General features: G+C 60.5%; 25 protein-coding genes. 10 read left to right on the forward strand and 15 right to left on the reverse strand.

The features are described from left to right. Positions 1–105: 105 nt before the first annotated feature. The 5 genes from miaB (at position 106) to lnt (ending at position 5492) form a co-directional block, all read left to right on the forward strand. On the forward strand, positions 106–1431 hold the full coding sequence (miaB, locus tag V6Z53_RS29430; RefSeq protein WP_338583277.1) for a tRNA (N6-isopentenyl adenosine(37)-C2)-methylthiotransferase MiaB: 1326 nt from the start codon (positions 106–108) through the stop codon (positions 1429–1431). 184 nt (positions 1432–1615) lie between these two features. Continuing rightward, positions 1616–2620, forward strand: a complete 1005-nt coding sequence (locus tag V6Z53_RS29435; RefSeq protein ID WP_338583279.1) for a PhoH family protein — start codon at positions 1616–1618, stop codon at positions 2618–2620. Continuing rightward, on the forward strand, positions 2613–3107 hold the full coding sequence (gene ybeY, locus V6Z53_RS29440; protein WP_338583280.1) for an rRNA maturation RNase YbeY: 495 nt from the start codon (positions 2613–2615) through the stop codon (positions 3105–3107). The genes V6Z53_RS29435 and ybeY overlap by 8 nt, the downstream gene beginning before the upstream one ends. Positions 3108–3112: 5 nt before the next feature. Continuing rightward, on the forward strand, positions 3113–3952 hold the full coding sequence (locus tag V6Z53_RS29445) for an HlyC/CorC family transporter (RefSeq protein WP_338583281.1): 840 nt from the start codon (positions 3113–3115) through the stop codon (positions 3950–3952). A gap of 16 nt (positions 3953–3968) precedes the next feature. Then, the gene (gene lnt / locus V6Z53_RS29450; protein ID WP_338583282.1) at positions 3969–5492 is read left to right on the forward strand and encodes an apolipoprotein N-acyltransferase; all 1524 of its coding nucleotides are present in this window, start codon (positions 3969–3971) and stop codon (positions 5490–5492) included. A 95-nt stretch (positions 5493–5587) separates the two neighbouring features. Here lnt and V6Z53_RS29455 read toward each other — a convergent pair whose 3' ends face one another. Both V6Z53_RS29455 and V6Z53_RS29460 read right to left on the reverse strand, forming a co-directional pair. Beyond that, a complete protein-coding gene (locus tag V6Z53_RS29455; protein ID WP_338583283.1) occupies positions 5588–6349 on the reverse strand; it encodes a YdcF family protein in 762 nt (253 codons plus the stop codon). 105 nt (positions 6350–6454) lie between these two features. Then, entirely contained in the window at positions 6455–6775 is a 321-nt protein-coding gene (locus V6Z53_RS29460) for a hypothetical protein (protein WP_175387925.1), read from the reverse strand. A 280-nt stretch (positions 6776–7055) separates the two neighbouring features. Here V6Z53_RS29460 and leuS point away from each other — a divergent pair, with 280 nt between their 5' ends. The 5 genes from leuS to V6Z53_RS29485 all read left to right on the forward strand — a co-directional run bounded on the left by leuS (position 7056) and on the right by V6Z53_RS29485 (position 13164). Continuing rightward, entirely contained in the window at positions 7056–9662 is a 2607-nt protein-coding gene (gene leuS, locus V6Z53_RS29465; RefSeq protein ID WP_338583287.1) for a leucine--tRNA ligase, read from the forward strand. Between the two features lie 87 nt (positions 9663–9749). Further along, a complete protein-coding gene (gene lptE, locus V6Z53_RS29470; RefSeq protein ID WP_338583289.1) occupies positions 9750–10355 on the forward strand; it encodes an LPS assembly lipoprotein LptE in 606 nt (201 codons plus the stop codon). Positions 10356–10394: 39 nt separating this feature from the next. Then, on the forward strand, positions 10395–11432 hold the full coding sequence (gene holA / locus V6Z53_RS29475) for a DNA polymerase III subunit delta (protein WP_338583291.1): 1038 nt from the start codon (positions 10395–10397) through the stop codon (positions 11430–11432). A gap of 182 nt (positions 11433–11614) precedes the next feature. Continuing rightward, on the forward strand, positions 11615–11779 hold the full coding sequence (gene arfA / locus V6Z53_RS29480) for an alternative ribosome rescue factor ArfA (RefSeq protein WP_003176285.1): 165 nt from the start codon (positions 11615–11617) through the stop codon (positions 11777–11779). A gap of 62 nt (positions 11780–11841) precedes the next feature. Beyond that, the gene (locus V6Z53_RS29485) at positions 11842–13164 is read left to right on the forward strand and encodes a lytic murein transglycosylase (RefSeq protein ID WP_338583293.1); all 1323 of its coding nucleotides are present in this window, start codon (positions 11842–11844) and stop codon (positions 13162–13164) included. A 129-nt stretch (positions 13165–13293) separates the two neighbouring features. Here V6Z53_RS29485 and V6Z53_RS29490 read toward each other — a convergent pair whose 3' ends face one another. From V6Z53_RS29490 to V6Z53_RS29550, 13 genes are all read right to left on the reverse strand, one after another. Beyond that, on the reverse strand, positions 13294–14244 hold the full coding sequence (locus tag V6Z53_RS29490) for an LD-carboxypeptidase (protein WP_338583295.1): 951 nt from the start codon (positions 14242–14244) through the stop codon (positions 13294–13296). 140 nt (positions 14245–14384) lie between these two features. Further along, positions 14385–15383, reverse strand: coding sequence for a lipoyl synthase (lipA, locus tag V6Z53_RS29495; protein ID WP_338586591.1), 999 nt, complete (start codon positions 15381–15383; stop codon positions 14385–14387). 25 nt (positions 15384–15408) lie between these two features. Further along, a complete protein-coding gene (gene lipB, locus V6Z53_RS29500; RefSeq protein ID WP_150701599.1) occupies positions 15409–16056 on the reverse strand; it encodes a lipoyl(octanoyl) transferase LipB in 648 nt (215 codons plus the stop codon). After that, the gene (locus V6Z53_RS29505; protein WP_338583298.1) at positions 16056–16331 is read right to left on the reverse strand and encodes a DUF493 domain-containing protein; all 276 of its coding nucleotides are present in this window, start codon (positions 16329–16331) and stop codon (positions 16056–16058) included. The genes lipB and V6Z53_RS29505 overlap by 1 nt, the downstream gene beginning before the upstream one ends. Before the next feature lie 83 nt (positions 16332–16414). Next, complete coding sequence (locus V6Z53_RS29510; RefSeq protein ID WP_034148128.1) at positions 16415–17572, reverse strand: D-alanyl-D-alanine carboxypeptidase family protein; 1158 nt, start codon at positions 17570–17572, stop codon at positions 16415–16417. Positions 17573–17757: 185 nt separating this feature from the next. After that, complete coding sequence (locus V6Z53_RS29515) at positions 17758–18768, reverse strand: septal ring lytic transglycosylase RlpA family protein (protein WP_338583299.1); 1011 nt, start codon at positions 18766–18768, stop codon at positions 17758–17760. Beyond that, the gene (mltB, locus tag V6Z53_RS29520; protein WP_338583301.1) at positions 18768–19778 is read right to left on the reverse strand and encodes a lytic murein transglycosylase B; all 1011 of its coding nucleotides are present in this window, start codon (positions 19776–19778) and stop codon (positions 18768–18770) included. Before mltB ends, V6Z53_RS29515 begins: the two co-directional genes overlap by 1 nt. Positions 19779–19795: 17 nt before the next feature. Further along, complete coding sequence (rodA, locus tag V6Z53_RS29525) at positions 19796–20899, reverse strand: rod shape-determining protein RodA (RefSeq protein WP_338586592.1); 1104 nt, start codon at positions 20897–20899, stop codon at positions 19796–19798. A gap of 31 nt (positions 20900–20930) precedes the next feature. Beyond that, positions 20931–22826, reverse strand: coding sequence for a penicillin-binding protein 2 (gene mrdA / locus V6Z53_RS29530; RefSeq protein ID WP_338583303.1), 1896 nt, complete (start codon positions 22824–22826; stop codon positions 20931–20933). Between the two features lie 10 nt (positions 22827–22836). After that, a complete protein-coding gene (gene rlmH / locus V6Z53_RS29535) occupies positions 22837–23304 on the reverse strand; it encodes a 23S rRNA (pseudouridine(1915)-N(3))-methyltransferase RlmH (RefSeq protein ID WP_007937439.1) in 468 nt (155 codons plus the stop codon). Positions 23305–23313: 9 nt separating this feature from the next. Beyond that, entirely contained in the window at positions 23314–23808 is a 495-nt protein-coding gene (rsfS, locus tag V6Z53_RS29540; RefSeq protein WP_095057258.1) for a ribosome silencing factor, read from the reverse strand. Positions 23809–23881: 73 nt separating this feature from the next. Next, positions 23882–24571 carry a nicotinate-nucleotide adenylyltransferase gene (gene nadD / locus V6Z53_RS29545; protein ID WP_338583308.1) on the reverse strand — a complete coding sequence of 230 codons (690 nt, stop codon included), beginning with the start codon at positions 24569–24571 and terminating at the stop codon, positions 23882–23884. A gap of 1 nt (position 24572) precedes the next feature. Further along, entirely contained in the window at positions 24573–25844 is a 1272-nt protein-coding gene (locus tag V6Z53_RS29550; RefSeq protein ID WP_338583309.1) for a glutamate-5-semialdehyde dehydrogenase, read from the reverse strand. Between the last annotated feature and the right edge of the window lie 86 nt (positions 25845–25930).

Raw genomic sequence — 25930 nt, forward strand, 5'->3', positions numbered from 1 at the left:
TGAGGGCGCGAACTATAGCATAGCCATCGGACGCGCAGCGGTAGGAACCTGGGTACATGTTCCCTATAATGCGCGGTTCTTTGAATCACGTGATGACTCTATTCCATGGCCAAGAAGCTTTACATCGAAACCCACGGTTGCCAGATGAACGAGTACGACAGCTCGCGCATGGTCGATCTGCTGGGCGAACACCAGGCCCTGGAAGTCACCGCACGCGCTGAAGACGCGGACGTGATCCTGCTCAACACCTGCTCGATCCGCGAACGTGCCCAGGACCGTGTCTACTCGCAGCTCGGCCGTTGGCGCGAACTGAAACTGGCCAACCCGGACATGGTGATCGCCGTCGGCGGTTGCGTGGCCAGCCAGGAAGGCGCGGCCATCCGCGACCGCGCGCCGTACGTCGACGTGGTGTTCGGTCCGCAGACTTTGCACCGCCTCCCGGAAATGATCGACGCCGCACGCATCACCAAGTTGCCGCAAGTCGACGTCTCGTTCCCGGAAATCGAAAAATTCGATCACCTGCCCGAGCCACGCATCGACGGGCCGAGTGCCTATGTGTCGGTGATGGAAGGTTGCAGCAAGTACTGCACGTTCTGCGTGGTGCCCTACACCCGTGGCGAAGAAGTCAGTCGCCCGTTCGACGACGTGATCGCCGAAATCATTCACCTGGCCGAAAACGGCGTGCGCGAAGTGACGCTGCTGGGGCAGAACGTCAACGGTTATCGCGGCACGACCCATGATGGACGCCTGGCCGATCTGGCCGAGCTGATCCGCGTGGTCGCCGCGGTCGACGGCATCGACCGCATCCGCTACACCACTTCGCACCCGCTGGAATTCTCCGACAGCCTTATCCAGGCCCATGCCGACGTGCCGGAACTCGTGAAGCACTTGCACCTGCCGGTGCAATCGGGTTCGGACCGCATCCTCGCCGCGATGAAGCGCAACCACACGGCGCTGGAATACAAATCCAAACTGCGCAAGTTGCGGGCCGCCGTGCCGGGCATCTGCATCAGTTCGGATTTCATCGTCGGTTTCCCCGGCGAGACCGAGAAAGACTTCGAACAGACCATGAAGCTGATCGAGGATGTGGGCTTCGACTTCTCCTATTCGTTCGTCTACAGCCAGCGTCCGGGCACACCAGCCGCTGATCTGGCCGACGAAACGCCGGAAGGGCTGAAAAAAGAACGCCTGAATGCCCTGCAACATCGCCTGAACCAGCAAGGTTTCGAGATCAGCCGACAAATGGTCGGCTCGATCCAGCGGATTTTGGTAACTGATTATTCGAAAAAGGACCCCGGCGAGCTGCAAGGCCGGACCGAGAATAACCGTATCGTCAACTTCCGCTGCGACAATCCGACCTTGATCGGGCAGTTCGCCGACGTGCACATCGATGCGGCTCAACCGCACTCGCTGCGGGGCTCGCTGGTGTAGGAGCAAGGCTTGCCCGCGATGGCCGCGCCACGGTCCGCCTGTCGAACCGCGTTATCGTTCATCGCGAGCGAGCTTTGCTCCTACAGGCGCGGTGTTTGATGCTCGATTATTTAAGCTTTCGCACCCGCGCCACTGGCGCTATCCTTGATTCATCACTATTGCCCCAGGGCGGCTAAATACGACCTTGAACGCACCCATCGAACCACATCGTTTCATCCTCGAGCCTTTTGAGGCTCGCCGCTTCGCCAATCTGTGCGGGCAATTCGACGAGCATCTGCGCTTGATCGAACAGCGCCTGACCATCGAGATCCGCAACCGCGGAAACCAGTTCGAACTGATCGGCGAGCGCAAACACACCACCTCCGCGGAAAATCTCCTGCGCCGCCTGTACCGGGAAACCAAGGGTACCGAGCTGTCGCCGGACACGGTTCACCTGTTCCTGCAGGAATCCGCTGTCGAAGAGCTGGACAACCACTCGCCCGCCGAAGCCTCCGTCGCCCTGCGCACCAAGAAAGGCATGATTCGCCCTCGCGGCTTGAATCAGCTGCGCTATGTGAAGGAAATCCTCGGTAACGACATCAATTTCGGCATCGGCCCGGCCGGTACCGGCAAGACCTATCTGGCCGTCGCCTGCGCAGTAGACGCGCTGGAACGCGAGCAGATCCGCCGCATCCTGCTGGTGCGTCCGGCGGTCGAAGCGGGTGAAAAACTCGGTTTCCTGCCCGGCGACCTGTCGCAGAAAATCGACCCGTACCTGCGCCCGCTCTACGACGCCCTGTACGAGATGCTCGGTTTCGAATACGTCGCCAAGCTGATCGAACGCCAGGTCATTGAAGTTGCGCCACTGGCCTACATGCGCGGCCGTACGCTGAACAACAGCTTCATCATTCTCGACGAAAGCCAGAACACCACCGTCGAGCAAATGAAAATGTTCCTGACCCGGATCGGCTTCGGCTCCACAGCGGTCATCACCGGTGACATCACCCAGGTCGACCTGCCCAAAGGCACCAAGTCCGGGTTGCACCACGTGATCGAAGTACTGAAAGACGTGCCGGGCATCAGCTTTACCCATTTCGCGCCCAAAGACGTTGTGCGTCATCCGTTGGTGCAGCGCATTGTCGAGGCCTATGAGCGCTTCGAGAATCGTGTGGCTGATGAAGCACCAAAGGACACCCGCCGCGATGCTTGAGCTTGACCTGCAAATCGCGACCGAAGCGCCCGCCCCCAGCGAAGCCGAGTTCCGCCAATGGTGCGAACTGGCCCTGCGCCAGCGCACCGCCGACTCGGAAATGACCATTCGCCTGGTCGACGAAGCCGAAGGCCGCGAGCTCAATCACACCTGGCGGCAAAAGGATTACGCCACTAACGTCTTGTCGTTCCCCGCCGATGTGCCGGACGAATTTCTCGACATCCCGCTGCTGGGCGATCTGGTGATCTGCGTAGCCGTGGTCGAGCGCGAAGCCGCCGAGCAAGGCAAGGAACTCAAGGCCCATTGGGCGCATCTGGTGATTCACGGCTGCTTGCATCTGCTGGGTTACGACCATATAGATGACGACGAAGCCGAAGAGATGGAAGCGCTGGAACGAACGTTGCTTGCAGAACTGGGCTATCCCGATCCGTACGCGGACGACGAAACCGAAACATCCCCTACCGATACAACAAAGGATTCAGAGTAATCGCTATGAGCGAAGATCGATCGAGCAACGGGCAAAAGTCATGGCTGGGTAAGCTCACCCAGGCTTTTGCCCACGAGCCGAAAAACCGCCAGGAGCTGCTGGAGCTGCTGCGCGATGCACATCAGAACAAACTGCTGGACAGCGAAGCGCTGGCCATCGTCGAAGGCGCCATCCAGGTGGCTGACCTGCAAGTCCGGGACATCATGGTCCCGCGCTCGCAGATGATCAGCATCAAGGCGACCCAGACACCTCGCGAGTTCCTGCCCGCCGTGGTCGACTCGGCCCACTCCCGCTACCCGGTGATCGGCGAAAGCCACGATGACGTGATGGGCGTGTTGCTGGCCAAGGACTTGCTGCCGTTGATCCTCAAGGAGAACGGCGACAACTTCAACATCAAGGATCTGCTGCGTCCGGCCACCTTCGTGCCGGAATCCAAGCGCCTGAATGTGTTGCTGCGCGAGTTCCGCGCCAACCACAACCACATGGCCATCGTCATTGACGAGTACGGCGGCGTGGCGGGCCTGGTGACCATTGAAGACGTACTGGAACAGATCGTTGGCGACATCGAAGACGAACACGACGTCGAAGAAGACAGCTACATCAAGCCGTTGCCCAGCGGTGACTTCCTGATCAAGGCCCTGACGCCGATCGAGAACTTCAACGAGTTCTTCGACAGCGAATTCTCCGACGACGAGTTCGACACCGTCGGCGGTCTGGTGATGAGCGCGTTCGGGCACTTGCCAAAACGCAACGAAATCACTGAAATCGGCGCCTATCGCTTCCGCATCCTGAATGCCGACAGCCGTCGCATTCATTTGCTACGTTTGACGCCTATCGCCCGGTAAAAATTTAAGGATTGAAATGCGCTGGACAACCCGCCCCGGCTGGCCCGGTAACCTGCTGGCCGTGGCGGCCGGTGCAATCACCACACTGGCCCTGGCGCCGTTCGATATCTGGCCGCTGGCCTTGCTGGCGGTCGGGCTGTTCTATGCCGGGCTGCGTGAGCTGAATCCTCGCCAGGCGCTGGGTCGCGGCTGGTGCTTCGGTTTCGGCCTGTTTGGCGCCGGCACCAGCTGGATCTACTACAGCATTCACCACTTCGGTGGCGCATCGGTGCTGCTGGCCGGTTTCCTGATGCTGATCTTCACGGCGGCGATTGCCTGGTTCTTCGCCCTCCCTGCCTGGATCTGGGCGCGCTGGCTACGACGCAACGAAGCACCGCTGGCCGATGCCCTGGCATTCGCCGCGTTGTGGGTTGGCCAGGAAGCGTTCCGGGGCTGGTTTCTCACCGGTTTCCCGTGGCTTTATTCCGGTTACAGCCAACTCGACGGCCCCTTGACCGGGCTTGCCCCCGTCGGTGGCATGTGGCTGATTTCCTTCACCCTGGCCCTGACCGCAGCGCTTATCTACAACGGCATGCGCCTGGTTCGTACCGGCCGCAAAGGTTTCATCGCAGTCGGCGCCCTGCTGCTGGTCGGCCCGTGGGTGGCCGGCATGGCACTCAAGCATCACGCCTGGACCAGCCCGGCGGGTGCGCCACTGAGTGTCGCGGCGATTCAGGGCAATATCGAACAAAGCATGAAATGGGACCCGGCGCAGCTCAACGCGCAACTGGCGCTGTATCGCGACATGAGTCTCAGCTCCAAGCGCGTCGACCTGTTGATCTGGCCAGAAACTGCGGTCCCGGTGCTCAAGGAGTCCGCACAGGGCTACCTGGACATGATGGGCAAATTCGCTGCCGAACGCGGCTCGGCACTGATTACCGGCGTGCCGATTCGCGAAGTCGTCCGTCATGAGAAACGCTTCTTCAACGGCATTACCGTGGTGGGCGAAGGCGATGGCACCTACCTCAAGCAGAAATTGGTGCCGTTCGGCGAATACGTGCCGTTGCAGGATGTGCTGCGCGGGCTGATCGCGTTTTTCGACCTGCCAATGTCGGACTTCGCCCGCGGCCCGGCCGACCAGGCCATGTTGCAGGCCAAGGGTTACCAGATCGCACCGTTCATCTGCTACGAAGTGGTGTATCCGGAATTTGCCGCCGGCCTGGCCGCCCAAAGCGATCTGTTGCTGACCATCAGCAACGACACCTGGTTCGGTACTTCGATCGGTCCGCTGCAACATTTGCAGATGGCACAGATGCGCGCATTGGAAGCGGGTCGCTGGATGATCCGTGCCACCAACAATGGCGTGACCGGCCTGATCAACCCGTTCGGCCAGATCACCGAACAGATTCCGCAATTCGAGCGCGGCATCCTTTACGGCGAAGTCGTGCCGATGCACAACCTGACGCCGTATCTGCAATGGCGCTCGTGGCCGCTGATCTTTGTTTGTGTGTTGCTGTTTGGCTGGGCGCTGGTGGCGAGCCGGATGGCGAAAACCGTTTAAGTATCGCCGAATAAAAAGATCGCTGCCTGCGGCAGCTCCTACAGGATGTACGAAATCCCCTGTAGGAGTTGCCGCTGGCTGCGATCTTTTGACCTTCAACGGTAAAACAACGAATACCCGATCTGCCCCACCGCTTCATTCATCAATTGCCCGCTCTGCCAGATCGACTTGAACTCCGGCAACCAGCCTCCCAGTGGCCGGGCATTGTCTACACCAAGAAACCCCATCGGCGCCGGCACCACCTCAAACCCGACCTTCCGGAAACTCCAGACTGCTCGCGGCATGTGCCAGGCTTGCGTCACGAGCACCACGCGCTTGATTCCTTCGGGCAGTAGCACCTTGGCACTCAACTGTGCATTTTCCCAAGTGGTACGGCTTTCGCCTTCCTGCCAACGTACGGCCACGCCGAAATCATCGCGCAACGAGTCAGCCATCAGCTGTGCCTCGGTGGGCGGCGTGCCGTAATGCAGGCCGCCAGTCGTCAGAATCGGCAAACCCGAAGCCTTCGCCAGACGGGCCGCATAGCGCTGACGCTCCAGACCGACACCGGTCGGCTGATCGGCTCCCCACGCCGGATCGCCGCGCTCACGCCCAGAGCCCAGCAATACAATCGCATCCGCGTGTTGTGCCAACGTCGCCCACTCATCAGGCGCCAGCGGGGGTTCACGTTCCAGAAGTTCGGCGCTCCATTGCACGACAATTGGCAGGCTCATCAGCCAAAAGCCGCCAAAACCCAGCGCAAAGCACACGCCGGCAAGCCTCGGCCTTGAGCGGCGCAACCACCACGCAAGCAAAAGCAGCAGCAATAAAATGCCGGGCGGCAGTAGAAGTTGTTTCACGAAATAACGAAAAGGCATCGAGCATCTCCCTGAGATGCCCGAAGCCTAAGTGGATTGACGCAATGCGACAATAAATACGGAAGGACTATGCTTCAAAAAATCATGGAGCATGGCTCTGTGCCCTTACTTGAACTGCAAAGACCGGACCTTTACCGCGTCTCTGCCGGGGACCTTGTCCTTGAGCCAGATAATCTTGGCTGAACGTGGTGCGTCGAGTTGCTTCACTGCTTCGGACAAGCATCCGTGTGTCTCACGTTCACTGCGATCCAGATACGCCTTGACCAGGGCAAACTCAGCGGGGCTCAGGCCACGCAATTCCAGCTCCAGCGGACGTTCATCGCGCAGCCGGCCAGCGGTTTTTGCCGCTTCCAGGGCCATGCCCAGACGATCGATCAGTCTTTCGTACAGCTCCGGTTTTGTAGCTTTTTGCTGTGAATCAACCATCCCTCACCTCATTGGAAGATAAGACCTACTCCCCAGTTAGAGCTTAGCTTCCATGAACAAACCGGCTGGACGCCGCGACCAACGGCCCTCGCAGCGATTTTCGCGAGACGCGCGACAGCAATCAGGGTTTCCCTCGGTAGAGTGCGGTCATGTATGCTACGGCGCTTCCTGTAACTCCACTTCCAGCTCGACTGGACACCGAAACGCCGAATTGGCGCATTCATCGTCCAGCGTTGCATTGAAGAGGATTAGGCCACCCCTATTCAGTTCAAAAGTAGCCATGCACGAACAATATCAGCCCCGTGAAATCGAAGCCGCCGCCCAGTCGTTCTGGGACGAGCAAAAGTCCTTTGAAGTCAGTGAACAGCCAGGCAAGGAGACTTACTACTGCCTGTCGATGTTCCCTTACCCCAGCGGCAAGCTACACATGGGGCACGTGCGCAACTACACCATCGGCGACGTGATCTCCCGCTACCAGCGCATGCAAGGCAAGAACGTTCTGCAACCCATGGGTTGGGACGCCTTCGGCATGCCGGCGGAAAACGCTGCGATGAAGAACAACGTAGCGCCCGCCAAATGGACCTACGAAAACATCGCCTACATGAAAACCCAGCTGCGCAGCCTTGGCCTGGCGGTGGACTGGTCGCGCGAAGTGACCACCTGCAAGCCTGATTACTACCGCTGGGAACAATGGCTGTTCACTCGCCTGTTCGAAAAAGGCGTGATCTACAAGAAAAGCGGCACCGTGAACTGGGACCCGATCGACCAGACCGTTCTGGCCAACGAACAGGTGATCGACGGTCGCGGCTGGCGTTCCGGCGCGCTGATCGAAAAGCGCGAAATCCCGATGTACTACTTCAAGATCACCGCCTACGCGGATGAGCTGCTGGAGAGTCTCGACGAACTGCCGGGCTGGCCTGAACAGGTCAAGACCATGCAGCGCAACTGGATCGGCAAATCCCGCGGCATGGAAGTGCAGTTCCCGTACAACGTCGACTCCATCGGCGAAACCGGCACACTGAAAGTCTTCACCACCCGTCCGGACACCCTGATGGGCGCGACTTACGTCGCCGTAGCCGCCGAACACCACCTGGCTACCCTGGCCGCGCAGAACAATTCTGAGCTGCAAGCGTTCATCGCTGAATGCAAAGGTGGCAGCGTGGCTGAAGCCGACGTCGCCACTCAAGAGAAAAAAGGTGTGCCGACCGGCCTGTTCGTCGAGCACCCGCTGACGGGCGAAAAGCTGCCGGTCTGGGTCGCCAACTATGTGCTGATGCACTACGGCGATGGCGCGGTGATGGCGGTTCCGGCTCACGACGAGCGCGATTTCGAATTCGCCCACAAGTACAACCTGCCGATCAAATCCGTGGTGCGCACCAGCTCCGGTGACACTAACCCGTCGCCATGGCAAGACGCCTACGGCGAGCACGGCACGCTGATCAATTCCGGCGAGTTCGACGGTCTCGACTTTGCCGGCGCCTTCGACGCCATCGAAGTCGCACTGATCAAGAAAGAACTGGGCGCCTCGCGTACCCAGTTCCGTCTGCGTGACTGGGGCATCAGCCGCCAGCGTTACTGGGGCTGCCCGATCCCGATCATCCACTGCACCACCTGCGGTGACGTGCCGGTGCCGGAAGATCAACTGCCGGTCGTGCTGCCGGAAGACGTTGTGCCGGACGGCGCCGGTTCGCCACTGGCCCGCATGCCCGAGTTCTACGAGTGCAGCTGCCCGAAATGCGGCCAGCCTGCCAAGCGTGAAACCGACACCATGGACACCTTCGTCGAGTCCTCGTGGTACTACGCTCGCTACGCCTCGCCGCAGTATGAAGGCGGTCTGGTGGAAAAATCGGCGGCCGACCACTGGTTGCCGGTGGATCAGTACATCGGCGGTATCGAACACGCGATTCTTCACCTGCTCTACGCGCGCTTCTTCCACAAGCTGATGCGCGACGAAGGCCTGGTGAGCTCCAACGAGCCGTTCAAGAACCTGCTGACCCAGGGCATGGTGATCGCCGAGACTTACTATCGTCGCGAAGCCAATGGCGCCTACACCTGGTTCAACCCGGCGGACGTCGAACTTGAGCGTGACAGCAAAGCCAAGGTGATCAGCGCCAAGTTGAAGGCCGATGGCTTGCCGGTGGAAATCGGCGGCACCGAGAAGATGGCCAAGTCGAAGAACAACGGCGTCGACCCACAGTCGATGATCGATCAGTTCGGCGCAGACACCTGCCGCCTGTTCATGATGTTCGCTTCGCCACCTGACATGAGCGCGGAATGGTCCGACTCCGGCGTAGAAGGTTCGCACCGTTTCCTCAAGCGCGTCTGGCGTCTGGCTCAAGCCCACGTCACCCAGGGCCTGCCGGGCAAACTGGACGTCGCCAGCCTGAATGACGAGCAGAAAGCCGTTCGCCGTTCGATTCACCTGGCGATCAAGCAGGCCAGCCAGGACGTCGGCCAGAACCACAAATTCAACACCGCCATCGCCCAGGTGATGACGCTGATGAACGTGCTGGAAAAAGCCGCGCACGCCACCGAACAGGATCGCGCACTGATTCACGAAGGTCTGGAAACCGTGACCCTGCTGCTGGCTCCGATCACGCCGCACATCAGCCACGAACTGTGGAATCAACTGGGTCACGCTAACCCTGTGATCGACGCCGGTTGGCCGGTGCAGGACGACAGCGCACTGGTGCAGGACAGCCTGACGCTGGTCATCCAGGTCAATGGCAAATTGCGCGGCCAGATCGAAATGCCGGCCAGCGCGACACGCGAAGAAGTCGAAGCCGCCGCACGCGCCAACGAAAACGTGTTGCGCTTCGTCGATGGCCTGACTATTCGTAAAGTGATCGTAGTGCCCGGGAAACTGGTCAATATCGTCGCCAGCTAATTGGATCGGGCGTCAGGTTCGCCTGGCGCCAAGTAAAACCTTTCGGGCCGCATGATCGGCCCACATGGTTTCAAGGGGAGCAACACAATGATCAAACGCAATTTGCTGGTGATGGGCCTCGCGGTTCTGCTGAGCGCCTGCGGTTTCCAGCTGCGCGGCACCGGCACCACCGAACTGGCGATCAAGGAACTGGACCTCAGTGCCCGCAACGCCTATGGCGAAACCGTGACCCAACTGCGTCAGGTACTCGATAGCAGCGGCGTCAAGGTCTACACCGGCGCACCGTACAAACTGGTGCTGACCGACGAGCAGGAAACCCAGCGCATCCTCAGCTACGCCGGTGCCGGTCGTACGGGCGAGTATCAGTTGAACACCGTGCTCAGCTACAACATCCTCAGCCAGGGCAACCTCTCGCTGATCGACGATAAGCTCGAAGTACAGAAGGTCTTCATCCACGACGGCAACAACCTGGTGGGTTCCGATCAGGAAGCCGCCGATGCGCGCAAGGAAATGCGTCGCGAGCTGGTACAACGCATGATGCTGCGCCTGCAGCAGCTCACGCCGACCCAGTTGGCCCAATTGCAACAGACCGCCGAAGCCAGGGCCAAGGCCGAAGCTGCTGCTCTGGAAGCGGCGCAGAAAGCTGAAGCGGAAACCCCGCGTCAGTCGCCTATCGAACTGCCGCAGCAGTAAGACTTACGGGGCGCTCAGGCGCCCCGTTCGCCCTTTCTTATGAAGCTCGCTCCCGCCCAACTCGCCAAACACCTGCAAGGTGCCCTCGCGCCGGTCTATGTGATCAGCGGCGACGACCCGTTGCTGTGTCAGGAAGCCGCTGACGCAATCCGCACCGCCGCCCGCCAACAGGGTTTCGACGAACGCCAGGTCTTCGCCGCCGATGCCAGTTTCGACTGGGGTACGTTGCTTCAGGCCGGCGCCAGCATGTCGCTGTTTGCCGAAAAGCGTCTTCTGGAACTGCGCCTGCCTTCCGGCAAGCCGGGTGACAAAGGTGCTGCAGCCCTCATCGAGTACTGCTCGCGACCGGCCGAAGACACGCTGTTGCTGATCAGCCTGCCGAAGCTCGATGGCAGCGCGCAGAAAACCAAGTGGGGCAAGGCGCTGGTCGAAGGCCAACAGACTCAGTTCGTGCAGATCTGGCCGGTGGATGCCAACCAGCTGCCGAGCTGGATCCGCCAGCGTCTGTCCCAGGCCGGGCTTTCTGCCAGCCAGGACGCCGTCGAGCTGATCGCTGCGCGAGTCGAGGGCAACCTGCTGGCCGCCGCCCAGGAAATCGAAAAGCTCAAACTGATGGCCGAGGGCGGACAGATCACCGTCGAAACCGTGCAGGCTGCGGTGGCCGACAGTGCGCGTTTCGATGTCTTCGGGTTGACCGATGCGATTCTCAACGGCGAAGCCGCCCACGCGCTACGCATGCTCGAAGGGCTGCGCGGTGAAGGCGTCGAGCCACCGGTAATTCTCTGGGCGCTGGCCCGGGAGCTGCGACTGCTGGCCAATATTTCCCTGCAATACAGTCAGGGCACACCGCTGGACAAGGCCTTCAGCCAGGCCAAGCCACCGGTTTGGGACAAGCGCAAACCACTGATGAGCAAGGCCCTGCAACGCTACTCGGCGCAACGCTGGGCGCAGTTGCTGCTCGAAGCACAGCGCATCGACGCGCAGATCAAAGGCCAGGCTGCCGGTTCGCCGTGGATGAGCTTGAGTCGATTGACGTTGTTGATGGCTGGCCAGAGATTGTCGTTGCCTGCCGAATAAATCAAAGATCGCAGCCTGCGGCAGCTCCTACAAGAGATCGCTTTCTTATGTAGGAGCTGCCGCAGGCTGCGATCTTTTGATCTTCCTTCCTACAAAACCCGCATCCATCCGCCCTATAGACAGAACCCCGACTTCGGCAGATTATTGCCCCCGCAAAACCCACTCAATCGAGAGATATCACCATGAGCAAAAAGCCGTCCAAACACGGCCCCAACAAGGCCAAATCCATCATCGCCCAGCCACTGTTCCGCAGCCGTCAGGAACGAGCCGGCAAGGGCAAAGGCAGCTACCGCCGCGAAGCCTTCCAGTCTAATAGCTGGGAGGCTTCTTACTTTCTGGCGGCCTGAAAGGCAAGCATCCGCTCAACATGTTAAGGTCTGTACCTGATCCGTATTTCCTGGACCCGTGCATGCCCTTTTGTCTTTCCCGTCGTTGGCACCTACGCCAATTGATTGCTGCCTCCAGCCTCGTTTTGCTAGTCGCCTGCGCGGAAAAACCCACCGCCGCCGACGCCCAGCCGCTTCAATCCCTCCCCGTCGCCACCGCCCCAGCGGTCATTCCGCCTGTGGTTCCGAACGGTGAAAACCTCGACATCCAGCCAACCCAGACCTTCGCCGAATGGCAGGCGGGTTTCCGCAAGGATGCCCTGGCCGCGGGTATCCGCGCCGATCTGTTCGATCGCGCTTTCGCCAATGTCAGCTTCGACCCCAGTGTGATTCGTGCCGATCGCAGCCAGCCGGAATTCGCAAAACCGGTGTGGGAATACCTTGATGGCGCCCTGTCACCGCTGCGGGTTCGCAAAGGCCAGGCACTGGTCGAGCAATATGCCGGCGTCCTGCAAAGCATCGAACAGCGTTATGGCGTCGATCGTCAGGCGCTGGTGGCCGTGTGGGGCATGGAGAGTAACTTCGGCCAGTTCCAGGGCAGCAAGTCAGTGATCAATTCTCTGGCAACCCTGGCCTACGAAGGCCGGCGCCCTGGATTTGCCCACGCGCAATTGATCGCCGCACTGCAAATCCTGCAACAGGGTGATATCGAACCCGAGAAAATGCTCGGTTCCTGGGCCGGCGCCATGGGCCAGACCCAGTTCATCCCGACCACCTACAACACCCACGCCGTGGATTTCGATGGCGACGGCCGTCGCGATATCTGGGGCAGTTCGGCTGACGCACTGGCCTCGACCGCGCATTACCTGCAGAGCTCTGGCTGGCAGAGAGGCCAACCATGGGGCTTTGAAGTCCAGCTTCCGAGCGGCTTCAACTACGTGCTGGCCGATGGCACGATTCGCAAGAGTGTCGCCGAGTGGCGGCAACTGGGAGTTACGCTGCCAAACGGTGGCCAGGTCCCGGCAGGCTCAGAGCAATTGTCCGCGGCGCTGCTGTTGCCGGCAGGCTATCGAGGCCCGGCCTTCCTGGTCCTCGATAACTTCCGTGCGATCCTCAAGTACAACAACTCGTCGTCCTATGCCCTCGGGGTGAGCCTGTTGTCCGAGCGCTTCAATGGCGCGGGGCTGATCAGTGGCACGTGGCCCAAAGATGATCTGCCGCTGAGCCGTACCGAACGGATCGAGCTGCAAAACCTGCTGAGCGCCCAGAACTACGACGCGGGTACAGCGGACGGCATCATCGGCGCTAACACTCGTAAAGCGATCCGTAGCGCACAGCAGTCGTTTGGCTGGCCGGCGGATGGTTATCCGACGCACAAGTTGCTGGAAGGCCTTCGTAACCGATAATTTGCCGTATGGCTAACACCGCTTTCGCGAGCAAGCCCGCTCCCACATTTAACCGCGTTCTATCATAGGAATACGGTCGAATGTGGGAGCGGGCTTGCTCGCGAAGACAGACTACCAGGCGATGAGAACCTATCTCCTGACCACCACATCCTGCTCCAACACCAACTCCTTGTTCCCCGCATCCAGCCTGACCAACGCCCCCATCGGCAATGTCAGATTCGGATCACAATGCCCGCTGCGCCACCCGGACAACACCGGAATGCGCAAAGGCTCGAACGTCTGCTTGAGCAACCGCTCCAGCGCAAGCACCTCGACTCCCGCCACATCCCCCACCAGCACGCCGCGCAACTTGCCCAAAACGCCGGCCAGCCGCAGTTGCGTCAGCATACGGTCGATGCGGTATAGCGGCTCGTTGATATCTTCAATGAACAGAATGACGCCCTCGGCATCGATTTCATAAGGCGTACCCATGGTCGCAGCAATCATCGACAGATTGCCGCCCAGCAAACGACCATGGGCGATGCCCGGCTCGATCGTCGTCAACGGATAGGCCACGGGGTGCGCCATTACGCTGCCCGCCTTCACCTGCCCCCGCAGCATGTTGAAAAATGAAGGCTCGGTGGGCTTTTGCCTGTCGCCCAGCAGGTCGGCATTGAGCAATGGACCATGGAACGTCACGAAGCCGGCATAACGACTGATCGCCAGATGCAGCGCAGTAATGTCGCTGTAGCCGATGAACGGCTTGGCGTTGTTGCGCAGCAATTCGAAATCAATGCGATCAAGCAACCTCGGCGTGCCGTATCCCCCACGCAGGCAAATGATGGCGTCGACTTCGTCATCGGCGAACGCAGCGTGCAGGTCATTGAGCCGCACCTCATCGCTGCCGGCCAGGTAGCCGTCCTTCTCGTAGACGCCGGGGAAAATCTTTAGAGAATAGCCACGGGCGCGCATCCATTGCACGGCTTTATCGGTGTCCAGCGGTGCAGGCCCGGCAGGCGCAATGACAGCGATCAGCCCTTCCGACGGCAACGCTGGAACCGGAGCATGAGGACAGAGGGTGTGGGTCGGTCGAACGGTCACCTTGAATCTCCCACGATTGACCACGAGCCCTGTAGGAGCTGTCGAGTGCAACGAGGCTGCGATCTTTTGATGGTTTTAAAAACAAGATCAAAAAATCGCAGCCTGCGGCAGCTCCTACAGGGGAATGCGATCATTCGCTATCAGGACGACATCAGCTCGGCCTTGACCAACTTCGCCTGCTCGTCGGCGTGGTACGAGGAGCGAACCAGCGGACCGGAAGCGACGTTCTTGAAGCCCATCTTGTAACCTTCCTCGGCGAACCAGGCGAAGGTGTCCGGGTGCACGAAACGCTGTACCGGCAAGTGACTGCGCGAAGGCTGCAGGTACTGGCCCAGGGTCAGCATGTCGATGTCGTGTTCGCGCATGCGCTTCATGACTTCGATGACTTCTTCGTCGGTCTCGCCCAGACCCAGCATCAGGCCGGACTTGGTCGGAATGTGCGGCATCATCTGTTTGAAGCGTTGCAGCAGGGTCAGCGACCACTGGTAGTCCGAACCCGGACGTGCAGCCTTGTACAGGCGCGGCACGGTTTCCAGGTTGTGGTTGAACACATCCGGCGGCTCGGCGGCGGTGATTTGCAGCGCGATGTCCATGCGGCCACGGTAGTCCGGGACCAGGGTTTCGAGCTGCACGTTCGGCGACAGCTTGCGGATTTCGCGGATGCAGTCGGCAAAGTGCTGGGCACCGCCGTCACGCAGGTCGTCGCGGTCTACCGAGGTGATCACCACGTACTTGAGTTTCAAGTCGGCGATGGCGATGGCCAGGCTTTCCGGCTCGTTGACGTCCAGTGGCTTCGGACGACCGTGACCCACGTCGCAGAACGGGCAGCGACGGGTGCAGATGTCACCCATGATCATGAAGGTCGCGGTGCCACCAGAGAAGCACTCGCCCAGGTTCGGGCAGGAGGCTTCTTCGCACACGCTGTGCAGCTTGTGTTTGCGCAACAGGGCCTTGATGCGGTCGACTTCCGGAGACACCGGGATGCGTACGCGAATCCAGTCAGGCTTTTTCGGCAGCTCAGTGGTCGGAATGATCTTTACCGGGATGCGTGCAACCTTCTCGGCGCCGCGCAGCTTAACGCCGGCTTCAACCTTGGCACGCGGGGCCGGACGCTCGGTGACATCCAGCGTCGGGATCATGGTTTGCACTGCATCAGTAGTCATATCAGTCGATTCCGCCCGTTAGGGTCGTCTGCTCAGCATAGTCGAGGTGTTTGACGAGCTGCGCGCGCAGCCGGGCACTTACCTCGGCAAATTCAATCGATCCTGCATGGTCGCTCAGCTGGGTCATCGCCAGCCCGGCGTAGCCGCAGGGATTAATCCGTCGAAACGGTTCCAGGTTCATATCCACGTTCAGGGCCAGGCCATGAAAGGAACAACCGTGGCGGATCCGCAGACCCAGGGAAGCGATTTTCGCACCGTCGACATAAACACCCGGTGCATCCGGCTTGGCCGCAGCAGTCACGCCGTAACTGGCGAGCAGCTCGATCAGGCAAGACTCCATCCGGCTCACCAGGTCGCGTACGCCGAAACCCAGCTTGCGCACGTCCAGCAACAGATACGCCACCAGTTGCCCGGGGCCGTGATACGTCACCTGGCCACCGCGATCTACCTGCACCACCGGGATATCTCCCGGCAGCAACAAGTGCTCGGCCTTGCCGGCCTGCCCCTGAGTGAAGACCGGCGGGTGTTCGACCAGCCAGATCTCGTCGGGCGCATCGCTGCCGCGTTCGTTGGTGAAGCGTTGCATGGCATGCCAGACCGGCTCGTAAGCCATCTGGCCGAGCTCGCGAAAGCCCAGCGTGCCGGACATCAGAGCACCATGTGCACGAAACCGGTAGCCCGCAGTTCGCTGTTGATGTTGTACAGCTGATCCTGGTCGGTCGCGACGATGTGCAGTTGAATCGTGGTGTACTTGCCGTTGCTGCTTTGACGTTCGTCCACACGCTCATCGTTGATCGTGGCGTGCTTGCGGACGATGTCGATGATCTTGTCCTTGTTGCCCACACCCGTGTCGCTGATCACCTTAACCGGGTAATCGGTGGCAGGGAATTCGATCTTAGGCGCCTTTACTTCGGTATCGGTCATGGCGTAACGGCCTCGTAAGCGTAAGCCGTGGCGACGGCAAAGCCCCGCGCCGGATCAGCACGGGGCCTTGCAGGAGCACACTATCAGTTGAACAAGCCGTAGAAGAATAGACGGATGCTATCCCACATGCGACGGAAGATACCACCCTCTTCGACGCCGTCCAGAGCGATCAGGTCGGCGCTGTGCACCACCTTGTCGTCCAGTTTGACTTCGACCTTGCCGATCACGTCACCCTTGGCGATTGGCGCAACCAGTTGCGGGTTCATGGTCATGCTGGCGGCGAGCTTTTTCAGCTGGCCTTTTGGCAGGGTCATGGTCAGGTCTTCAGCCAGACCGGCCTTGACCTGATTGGTGGCGCCCTTCCAGACAGGAGCCTGAGCCAGCTCGGCGCCCTTCTGATAGAAGGTCTGGGTTTCAAAGAAGCGGAAACCGTAGGTCAGCAGCTTCTGGGTTTCAGCGGCGCGAGCCACTTCGCTGTTGGTACCGAATACCACGGCGATCAGGCGCATGCCATCACGTACGGCCGAGGACACCATGCAGTAACCCGCTTCGTCGGTGTGACCGGTTTTCAGACCGTCGACGGTCTTGTCGCGCCACAGCAGCAGGTTGCGGTTAGGTTGCTTGATGCCGTTCCAGAAGAACTCTTTCTGCGAATAGATCGCATAGTGAGCCGGGTCTTCGTGGATGATCGCGCGAGCCAGCACCGCCATGTCGTGGGCCGACGAATAGTGCTCTGGGTTCGGCAGACCGGTCGGGTTCATGAAGTGGCTGTTGGTCATGCCCAGGTCGCCGACGGTTTTGTTCATCATGTCGGCGAAGGCGTCTTCGCTGCCGGCGATGTGCTCGGAGAGCGCAACACTGGCGTCGTTGCCCGACTGGATGATGATGCCGTGCAGCAGGTCGCTGACAGTCACCTGCGAGCCGACCTTGATGAACATCCGCGAACCGCCGGTACGCCAGGCGTTTTCGCTGACGGTCACCGGATCGTTTTCGCCGATCTGGCCACGACGGATTTCCAGCGTCGCAATGTACGCGGTCATCAGCTTGGTCAGGCTGGCTGGCGGCAGACGCTGGTCACCATTGTTTTCGACCAGCACGTTGCCGCTGCTGGCGTCCATGAGCACGTAGGCCTTGGCGGCCAGTTGCGGTGGCGACGGCATCATCTCGACCGCGAACGCGGCAGGTGAGAGAAGCAGCGGGACTAGAAGGCACAGGCGTTTGGCAAAGGTGGTGATGTTCATCCGTCTCTCGAAATCGCTAATGGAAACTGCCCGAAGGCAAAACTAATCAAATAACCTTCTAACGGGTTATCGCGTGTTCAGTTGCTCACTCCAGCCACCCTTTGCCGGGCTTTTGTTCTTCGACGAGCCAACAACCTGGTTCACCCCCCAATACCGCAGATGAACCGTCAATCAAGTTCTACGTATTACTCAGTCACTACGCTTGGCGAACCGAGATTGGCCATGCGCACACTGTTCTGCACTTGCTGGATTTCACCCGGCGAACCGATCGGCCCCATGCGCACCCGGTGCAGGGTCTGCTGATTGCGCACGATCGAGCTGATGAACACCGGAGCGCTCACCATCCCGCTGAGCTTCGACCTCAGCAGTTCTGCAGCGTCCGGGTTGGCGAACGCGCCCACCTGCAGATACTGGCCAGAGGCTGGTGCAGAAGCGTTTTTTTTTGCGTCGGCAAGCTGAACAGGGACGACGGCGGCGGCGTGTTGCTGCGGCGGAGGTGTCCATTGCTCGACCGTGCCGGCCGACGCCGTTATGACCGGGGCGCTATTCTGCGCGACTTGCGGCTCGTTGAGCATTAAAGGCGCCGGACGGCCCTTCGCGGCCCACCATTGCTGTGGATCGATGCCTTCGACCTTGACCCGTGCGGTGCCGGTTTCGGCGTAGCCGAGCTTCTTGGCGGCGGCGTACGACAAGTCGATTATCCGGTCGGAGTAGAACGGTCCACGGTCGTTGACCCGCAAGATCACCGTCTTGTTGTTGTCCAGGTTGGTCACCCGAACGTAACTCGGCAGCGGCAAGGTCTTGTGAGCGGCACTCATGCCGTACAGGTCATAGACTTCGCCGTTGGCGGTGTTCTGACCATGGAACTTGGTGCCGTACCAGGACGCCGTACCCGACTGCACGTAGGTCTTGGACTCTTGCAGCGGAAAGTAGGTTTTGCCCAGTACCGAGTACGGGGCGGCCTTGTATGGGCCAGTGTGCAGGGTCGGTGTGGCGTCCGGGATGCGCGAAACATCGACGTCCCACCACGGCGCGCCATCCTTGTGAGCGCGGTTGATGTCCAGCCCCGGTGCGGAACGCACGGCGGTGGAGGACTTCTGCGCCGGAGAGCGGCTGGTCGAACAACTGGCGACCAGCACCGCCAGCGCGGCAAATGCCATCAGCTTCAGGGGTTTATTCATAGGCAATGCCCGCATTACTTGACGCCCCGTGCTTGGACCAGCTGTTCAGACAGTTGATGTACGGCCATGGCGTACATCACGCTGCGGTTATAACGCGTGATCGCGTAAAAATTCTTCAGGCCCATCCAGTATTCAGGGCCATTGTCGCCTTCCAGTCGGAATGCGGTAACCGGCATATCATCGCGCAGCGCATCATGACTTGACCAGCCCAGGGCCCGCAACTCTCCGACGGTTTTAGTCGGCTCGATGCCGGTGGTCAAACCTTCGTCGACCTGATCTCCCCGCACATCGGCGCGGCTGACCACCGGTTCGCCGGCGACCCAGCCATGATGCTTGAAGTAACTGGCAACGCTGCCGATGGCATCGTCCGGGTTGTTCCAGATATTGATGTGGCCATCCCCGTCGAAGTCCACCGCGTAGGCGCGAAAGCTGCTCGGCATGAACTGCGGCAGGCCCATGGCACCGGCGTAGGAACCTTTGAGGGTCAATGGATCGACCTGCTCTTCCCGCGCCAGCAACAGGAACTCACGCAATTCCTTGCGGAAAAATTCGGCACGGGGAGGATAGTCGAAACCCAGCGTCGACAAGGCATCAATTACCCGGAAATTACCGGTATTGCGACCGAAAAAGGTCTCAACGCCGATGATCGCGACGATAACCTGGGCTGGCACGCCGTATTCCTGCTCGGCACGGGCCAGCACGGCCTCATGCTGACGCCAGAAATCCACACCACGGGCGATTCGCGCATCGGTGATGAACATCGGGCGGTATTCGTTCCACTGCTTGACCCGCTCGGCGGGTTTCGAAATGGCGTCCAGAATCGACTGTTTGCGCTCGGCCTCACGGAACACGCCCATCAACTGCTCACCGGCGAAACCGTAGTCGCGGGTCATCTCACCGACGAATTCGGCCACCTGCGGTGAGCCTTCGTAATCGCCGGCCAACGCTTCCTGCGCGCTGCCAAGGATGCTTACCAGGCCGACCCACGGAGCGTATCGAGTCGCCCAGCCACGCATTACTTGCATTGAACTCTTCACCTTATTCAAACCTGTGCGATCCACTTGCGATGGGTATGGATCGACATCAAAACCCCAAACGCTGACAGCAGCGTCACCAGCGAAGTTCCTCCGTAGCTAATGAACGGCAACGGCACCCCCACCACCGGCAACAGGCCACTGACCATACCGATGTTGACGAAAACATATACAAAAAACGTCATGGTCAAGGCGCCCGCCAGCAACTTGCCGAACAGCGTCTGGGCCTGCGCGGTAATCACCAGGCCACGGCCAATCAACAGCAGGTAGATCAACAGCAGCGCGCAGATACCGACCAGACCGAACTCTTCGCCCATCACCGCAATAATGAAGTCGGTATGGCTTTCCGGGAGGAAGTCCAGGTGTGACTGGGTGCCCAGCAGCCAGCCCTTGCCGAACACGCCGCCGGAACCGATGGCGGCCTTCGATTGAATGATGTTCCAGCCGGTGCCCAGCGGATCGCTCTCCGGATCGAGGAACGTCAGGATCCGCTGCTTCTGGTAGTCGTGCATGATGAAGAACCACATGGCAATGGCCACGGGCACGGCAGCCGCGAGCACGCTGAGGATCCAGCGCCAGCGCAGGCCACCCATGAACAGCACGAACGCACCGCCGGCCAGGATCAGCAGCGAGGTGCCTAGGTCCGGTTGCCGCACAATCAGAATGAACGGCACGCCGATCAACATCAGGCTGATGCCGACGTGCTTGAGTTGCGGCGGCAAGGTGCGCTTGGACAAGTACCACGCAATGGTCGCCGGCATCAGGATCTTCATGAATTCCGATGGCTGGAAGCGGATCACGCCGGGAATGTTGATCCACCGCGTGGCACCCATGGCGTTGTGCCCCATGACATCCACCACCACCAGCAACAGCACACCGACCACATAGCCAACCGGCACCCAGCGCGCCATGAAGCGCGGCTCGAATTGGGCAATGACGATCATCGACACCAGGCCGATGCCGAACGAAGTGGCCTGTTTGGCCAGCAGGTCCCAGCTCTTGCCACTGGCTGAATACAAGACGAACAGGCTGCCGGCGGCGAGCGTCAGCAGCAGGATCAACAGCACGCCATCGATGTGCATGCGCTGCAACAGCGTGGCACGGCGGCGCATCACATCCTCACTGGAGAGCATGCGATCGAAATTATTCATCACGGGCGGTAGCCTCTGCGGTGTTAGGGCTGGCGTATTCCGCCTTGAGATGACCGCTCTCGTCGAGCAGCCAGGCGTCCATGACCTGACGCACCACAGGCGCTGCGACGCCGGAGCCGGACTCACCGTTCTCGACCATCACCGACACCACGATTTTCGGGTCATCGGCCGGCGCGAAGCCGACGAACAAGGCGTGGTCACGGTGGCGTTCCTGAACCTTGGAGCGGTCGTACTTCTCGCCCTGTTTGATCGCGACCACCTGGGCCGTACCCGACTTGCCGGCGATCCGGTACTGCGCGCCGATCGAGGCTTTGCGCGCGGTACCGCGGGCACCGTGCATAACCTGTTGCATCCCGTGGTTGACCTTGTTCCAGTCGGACGGGTCGCGCAGGATGATGTCCGGCATCGGATTCTCATCCACCGGCTTCTCGCCTTCGATGGTCTTGGCCAGGTGCGGCCGGTTCCAGATGCCTTTGTTGGCCACCAACGCGGTGGCCTGGGCCAGTTGCAACGGGGTCGATTGCATGTAGCCCTGACCGATCCCGAGAATCAGCGTTTCCCCCGGGAACCAGGCCTGACGGCGGGTCGCACGCTTCCATTCGCGGGTCGGCATCAACCCCGGGGACTCTTCGAACATGTCCAGGGAGACTTTCTGGCCGATGCCGAACTTGGTCATGTACGCCGACAACCGATCAATCCCCAGCTTGTGGGCCAGGTCATAAAAGTAGGTGTCGTTGGAGCGCATGATCGCCGTGTCGAGGTCGACGAAGCCGTCACCGGTGCGGTTCCAGTTGCGGTATTTGTGATCGTAGTTGGGCAGCATGTAGTAGCCGGGGTCGAACACCCGGGTCGAAGCCGTCACCACGCCCGCGTCCAGACCGGCAATCGCCACCGCCGGTTTGATCGTCGAGCCCGGCGGATACAGACCACGCAGCACGCGGTTGAACAACGGTCGGTCGATGGAATCGCGCAGCTCGGAATAAGCCTTGAAGCTGATGCCGGTGACGAACAGGTTCGGGTCGAAACTCGGCTGGCTGACCATCGCCAGGACTTCACCGGTTTTCGGGTCCAGCGCCACCACCGCACCGCGACGCCCGCCGAGCGCGGCTTCGGCGGCTTCCTGCAATTTGATGTCCAGGCTCAGGACGATGTCCTTGCCGGGAATCGGATCGGTACGCTTGAGCACGCGCAATACGCGACCCCGAGCGTTGGTTTCGACTTCTTCGTAGCCCACCTGACCGTGCAATTCCGGCTCGTAGAAACGCTCGATGCCGGTTTTGCCAATTTGATGGGTGCCGCTATAACTCACCGGATCCAGAGTCTTCAGTTCTTTCTCGTTGATCCGCCCCATGTAGCCCACCGAGTGCGCAAAATGCGCACCCTGCGGATAGTGACGAACCAATTGCGCGACCACTTCCACGCCTGGCAGGCGGAACTGGTTCACGGCGATTCGCGCGATCTGCTCTTCGGTCAACTCGAACAGGATCGGCACCGGCTCGAACGGCCGGCGCCCCTGGCGCATGCGCTTCTCGAAAATCACCCGATCTTCAGGCGTCAGCTCCAGCACCTGGACGATCACATCGAGCACTTGCTGCCAATCGCCAGAGCGCTCGCGGGTCATGCTCAGGCTGAAGCTGGGCCGGTTGTCGGCAATGACGACACCGTTGCGGTCGAAAATCAGCCCACGGGGCGGCGGAATCGGCTGCACATGGACACGGTTGTTTTCCGAGAGTGTCGAGTGGTACTCGTACTGGATCACCTGCAGGAAATACAAGCGCGCGATCAGTACGCCGATCAGCGCCACCACTGCAATTGCCCCGAACACGACGCGGCCACGCACCAGACGGGCGTCTTTTTCGTGGTCCTTGATGCGGATCGGCTGGGACATGAGGGCAGAACTACTTGTGGTAAGGGTGGCCGGACAGAACTGTCCAGGCACGATACAGCTGTTCGCCGATCAGAATCCGCACCAGCGGGTGCGGCAACGTCAACGGCGAGAGCGACCAGCGCTGATCGGCACGGGCACAGACTTCCGGCGCCAGCCCTTCCGGGCCGCCGACCATGAAGTTGACCGTGCGCGAGTCCAGCCGCCAGCGATCGAGTTCGACCGCCAGTTGCTCGGTACTCCAGGGCTTGCCGTGGACTTCGAGGGTGACAACGCGCTCGTTCGGCCCGACCTTGGCCAGCATGGCTTCGCCTTCCTGACGGATGAAGCGTGCCACGTCGGCGTTCTTGCCACGGGTATTGAGCGGTATTTCCACCAGTTCCAGCGCCAGCTCGGACGGAAGACGCTTGGCATATTCATGCCAGCCTTCTTCCACCCACTTGGGCATGCGAGAACCGACGGCGATCAGTCGCAGTCGCACAGCCGTTCCTTATTCCTGGTCTTTGTTGAGCTTGGTGAAATGCTCGTGACCAACTTCAGGGCTGTGGTGTTTGCCATCGGCGGCACGGCTCTGCTCGGCACCTTTCCACAGGCGCTCCAGGTCGTAGAACTGACGGGCGTTGGAAGTCATCATGTGGACGATCACGTCATCCATGTCCAGCAGGACCCAGTCGCTGTCGCCCTTGCCTTCTTCACCCAACGGCTTGATGCCCAGCGCTTTGACGGCTTCGCGAACCTTGTCCAGCATCGCGCCGATCTGGCGGTTGGAAGTACCGGTAGCGATGATCATGAAGTCGGTGATGCTCTGCTTGTCGCGAACGTCGATGACCAGAACGTCCTGGGCCTTGACGTCTTCCAGGGCGGCTACGGCGATCTTGACCAGCTCGTCGCCTTTAGGTGGCTCGGCAGCGAGGACTTTCTCAGGCAGCGGGGCACTCTTGAATGTGCCTTTGCGCTTAACTTTGTTTACGTCGTTGTTCGTCATATAAAACTCGTTTTGCTCGTATGTTCGGGCGCTTCAATACACGTTGTTGCTACGTGCCTTGAGGCACTCCTATTCAGTTCGACGCACGGTAGAGTCCGTGCGCATCGATGTAGGCCAGGACCGCGTCGGGCACCAGGAAACGTACCGACTTACCGCTGGCCAGCAGTTGACGGATCTGGGTGGCGGATACCGCGAGCGGCGTCTGCCAGACGAATGCAATCTGTCCGCTCGGCCCTTTGAGGGCCAGCGGGTCGCTCACCGAGCGCGCTGCCAGCAGGTTGCGCAAGGCATCCGGCGGTTCGCTGTCGGCATCCGGGCGTTGCAACACCAGGATATGGCAATGCTGGAGCAACTCTTCCCAGCGGTGCCAAGTGGGCAGGCCGCAAAATGCGTCCCAGCCCAAAAGCAGAAAAACCTGGGTCTCGGCGGCCATTTCGGCACGCATCAACTCCAGGGTATCGATGGTGTAGGACGGTTTGTCCCGCTGCAATTCGCGGGCATCCACCACCAACGGCGCCACACCGGCCACCGCGCACTCGACCATCGCCAGACGGTCTTGCGCCGACACCTGCGGCGTATTCCGATGGGGCGGCCTGGCACTGGGTGTCAGACGCAGCTCATCGAGCGCCAGGGTTTCGGCGACTTCCAGCGCACCGCGCAAATGGCCGATGTGCACCGGGTCGAACGTTCCGCCCAGTACGCCAATGCGCCGAGGTAGCGGCTCGCTGGCGGTCAACGGGACTGACGGGTCTAGGTCGCCCAAGTCAGACCGACTCCTGTCCGCGCAACTGGCCATCACCGACCACGATGTACTTCTCGCAGGTCAGGCCTTCGAGGCCGACCGGGCCGCGGGCGTGCAGCTTATCAGTAGAAATGCCGATCTCCGCACCCAATCCGTATTCGAAGCCATCGGCGAAGCAGGTCGGGGTGTTGATCATCACCGACGACGAATCGACTTCAGCCACGAAACGCCGGGTGTCGCCCTGGTGTTCGCTGACGATCGAATCGGTGTGGTGAGAGCCGTAATGGTTGATGTGCTCGATGGCCTGGTCCAGCCCGTCGACTACTCGGATCGACAGAATCGCGTCCAGGTACTCGGTGCTCCAGTCTTCTTCAGTGGCCGCCACCGCATCGATGATTGCCCGAGTGCGTTCGCAGCCGCGCAGCTCAACGCCTTTTTCGCGGAACTGGGCAGCCATCGCCGGCAGGAAATCTTTGGCAACGGTTTGATCGACCAGCAACGTTTCCATGGCGCCGCAGATGCCATAACGGTAAGTCTTGGCGTTGAACGCGATGCGCTGGGCTTTGGCCAGATCGGCATGTTCGCTGACATAAACGTGGCAGATACCGTCCAGATGCTTGATCACCGGAACGCGGGCGTCACGGCTGACACGCTCGATCAGGCCACGGCCGCCGCGCGGCACGATGACATCGACATACTCAGGCATGGTGATCAGCGCGCCGACGGCGGCACGGTCGGTGGTTTCGACCACTTGCACCACGGCAGCCGGCAGATCGGCCTCAGCCAGGCCGCGCTGGATGCAGGCGGCAATGGCACGGTTGGAATGAATGGCTTCGGAGCCGCCACGCAGGATGGTCGCGTTGCCGGACTTCAGGCACAGGCTGGCGGCATCGATGGTCACGTTCGGCCGGGATTCGTAGATGATCCCGATCACGCCCAACGGCACGCGCATCTTGCCGACCTGAATGCCCGACGGGCGGAAGCTCATGTCGCGGATCGCACCGACCGGGTCCGGCAGTGCAGCTACCTGGCGCAAACCGACGATCATGCCGTCGATGCGCGCCGGGGTCAGCGCCAGACGCTCAAGCAGGGCTGGTTCCAGACCATTGGCGCGACCGGCGGCCAAGTCCTGTTCATTGGCAGCCGTCAGCTCGGCGCGGGCAGCGTCCAGCGCATTGGCAGCAGCCTGCAAGGCGCGGTTCTTCTGCGCAGTGCTGGCACGGCCGATGACGCGGGAAGCCTCGCGGGCAGCGCGACCCAGGCGGGTCATGTAGTCAAGAACGGACTCAGTCATGGTCTGGCGTGGTCTTTGATTAGGGCTTGGTAAAGAGTAAAGCGGCAGATTATAGCTGTCGTGTCTCCTGACTAACAGCGGTGACG

The sequence above is a fragment of the Pseudomonas sp. MAG733B genome, from assembly GCF_036884845.1.
Taxonomy (GTDB): Bacteria; Pseudomonadota; Gammaproteobacteria; order Pseudomonadales; family Pseudomonadaceae; genus Aquipseudomonas.

What these genes read in the sequence shown, in the direction of transcription:
- miaB (WP_338583277.1), top strand. Translation starts at nt 106, where the DNA reads ATGGCCAAGAAGCTTTACATCGAAACCCACGGTTGCCAGATGAACGAG.
- ybeY (WP_338583280.1), top strand. Translation starts at nt 2,613, where the DNA reads ATGCTTGAGCTTGACCTGCAAATCGCGACCGAAGCGCCCGCCCCCAGC.
- V6Z53_RS29445 (WP_338583281.1), top strand. Translation starts at nt 3,113, where the DNA reads ATGAGCGAAGATCGATCGAGCAACGGGCAAAAGTCATGGCTGGGTAAG.
- lnt (WP_338583282.1), top strand. Translation starts at nt 3,969, where the DNA reads ATGCGCTGGACAACCCGCCCCGGCTGGCCCGGTAACCTGCTGGCCGTG.
- V6Z53_RS29455 (WP_338583283.1), bottom strand. Translation starts at nt 6,349, where the DNA reads ATGCCTTTTCGTTATTTCGTGAAACAACTTCTACTGCCGCCCGGCATT.
- V6Z53_RS29460 (WP_175387925.1), bottom strand. Translation starts at nt 6,775, where the DNA reads ATGGTTGATTCACAGCAAAAAGCTACAAAACCGGAGCTGTACGAAAGA.
- leuS (WP_338583287.1), top strand. Translation starts at nt 7,056, where the DNA reads ATGCACGAACAATATCAGCCCCGTGAAATCGAAGCCGCCGCCCAGTCG.
- lptE (WP_338583289.1), top strand. Translation starts at nt 9,750, where the DNA reads ATGATCAAACGCAATTTGCTGGTGATGGGCCTCGCGGTTCTGCTGAGC.
- holA (WP_338583291.1), top strand. Translation starts at nt 10,395, where the DNA reads ATGAAGCTCGCTCCCGCCCAACTCGCCAAACACCTGCAAGGTGCCCTC.
- arfA (WP_003176285.1), top strand. Translation starts at nt 11,615, where the DNA reads ATGAGCAAAAAGCCGTCCAAACACGGCCCCAACAAGGCCAAATCCATC.
- V6Z53_RS29485 (WP_338583293.1), top strand. Translation starts at nt 11,842, where the DNA reads ATGCCCTTTTGTCTTTCCCGTCGTTGGCACCTACGCCAATTGATTGCT.
- lipA (WP_338586591.1), bottom strand. Translation starts at nt 15,383, where the DNA reads ATGATCCCGACGCTGGATGTCACCGAGCGTCCGGCCCCGCGTGCCAAG.
- lipB (WP_150701599.1), bottom strand. Translation starts at nt 16,056, where the DNA reads ATGTCCGGCACGCTGGGCTTTCGCGAGCTCGGCCAGATGGCTTACGAG.
- V6Z53_RS29505 (WP_338583298.1), bottom strand. Translation starts at nt 16,331, where the DNA reads ATGACCGATACCGAAGTAAAGGCGCCTAAGATCGAATTCCCTGCCACC.
- V6Z53_RS29510 (WP_034148128.1), bottom strand. Translation starts at nt 17,572, where the DNA reads ATGAACATCACCACCTTTGCCAAACGCCTGTGCCTTCTAGTCCCGCTG.
- V6Z53_RS29515 (WP_338583299.1), bottom strand. Translation starts at nt 18,768, where the DNA reads ATGCGGGCATTGCCTATGAATAAACCCCTGAAGCTGATGGCATTTGCC.
- mltB (WP_338583301.1), bottom strand. Translation starts at nt 19,778, where the DNA reads ATGCAAGTAATGCGTGGCTGGGCGACTCGATACGCTCCGTGGGTCGGC.
- rodA (WP_338586592.1), bottom strand. Translation starts at nt 20,899, where the DNA reads ATGCGCCGCCGTGCCACGCTGTTGCAGCGCATGCACATCGATGGCGTG.
- mrdA (WP_338583303.1), bottom strand. Translation starts at nt 22,826, where the DNA reads ATGTCCCAGCCGATCCGCATCAAGGACCACGAAAAAGACGCCCGTCTG.
- rsfS (WP_095057258.1), bottom strand. Translation starts at nt 23,808, where the DNA reads ATGACGAACAACGACGTAAACAAAGTTAAGCGCAAAGGCACATTCAAG.
- V6Z53_RS29550 (WP_338583309.1), bottom strand. Translation starts at nt 25,844, where the DNA reads ATGACTGAGTCCGTTCTTGACTACATGACCCGCCTGGGTCGCGCTGCC.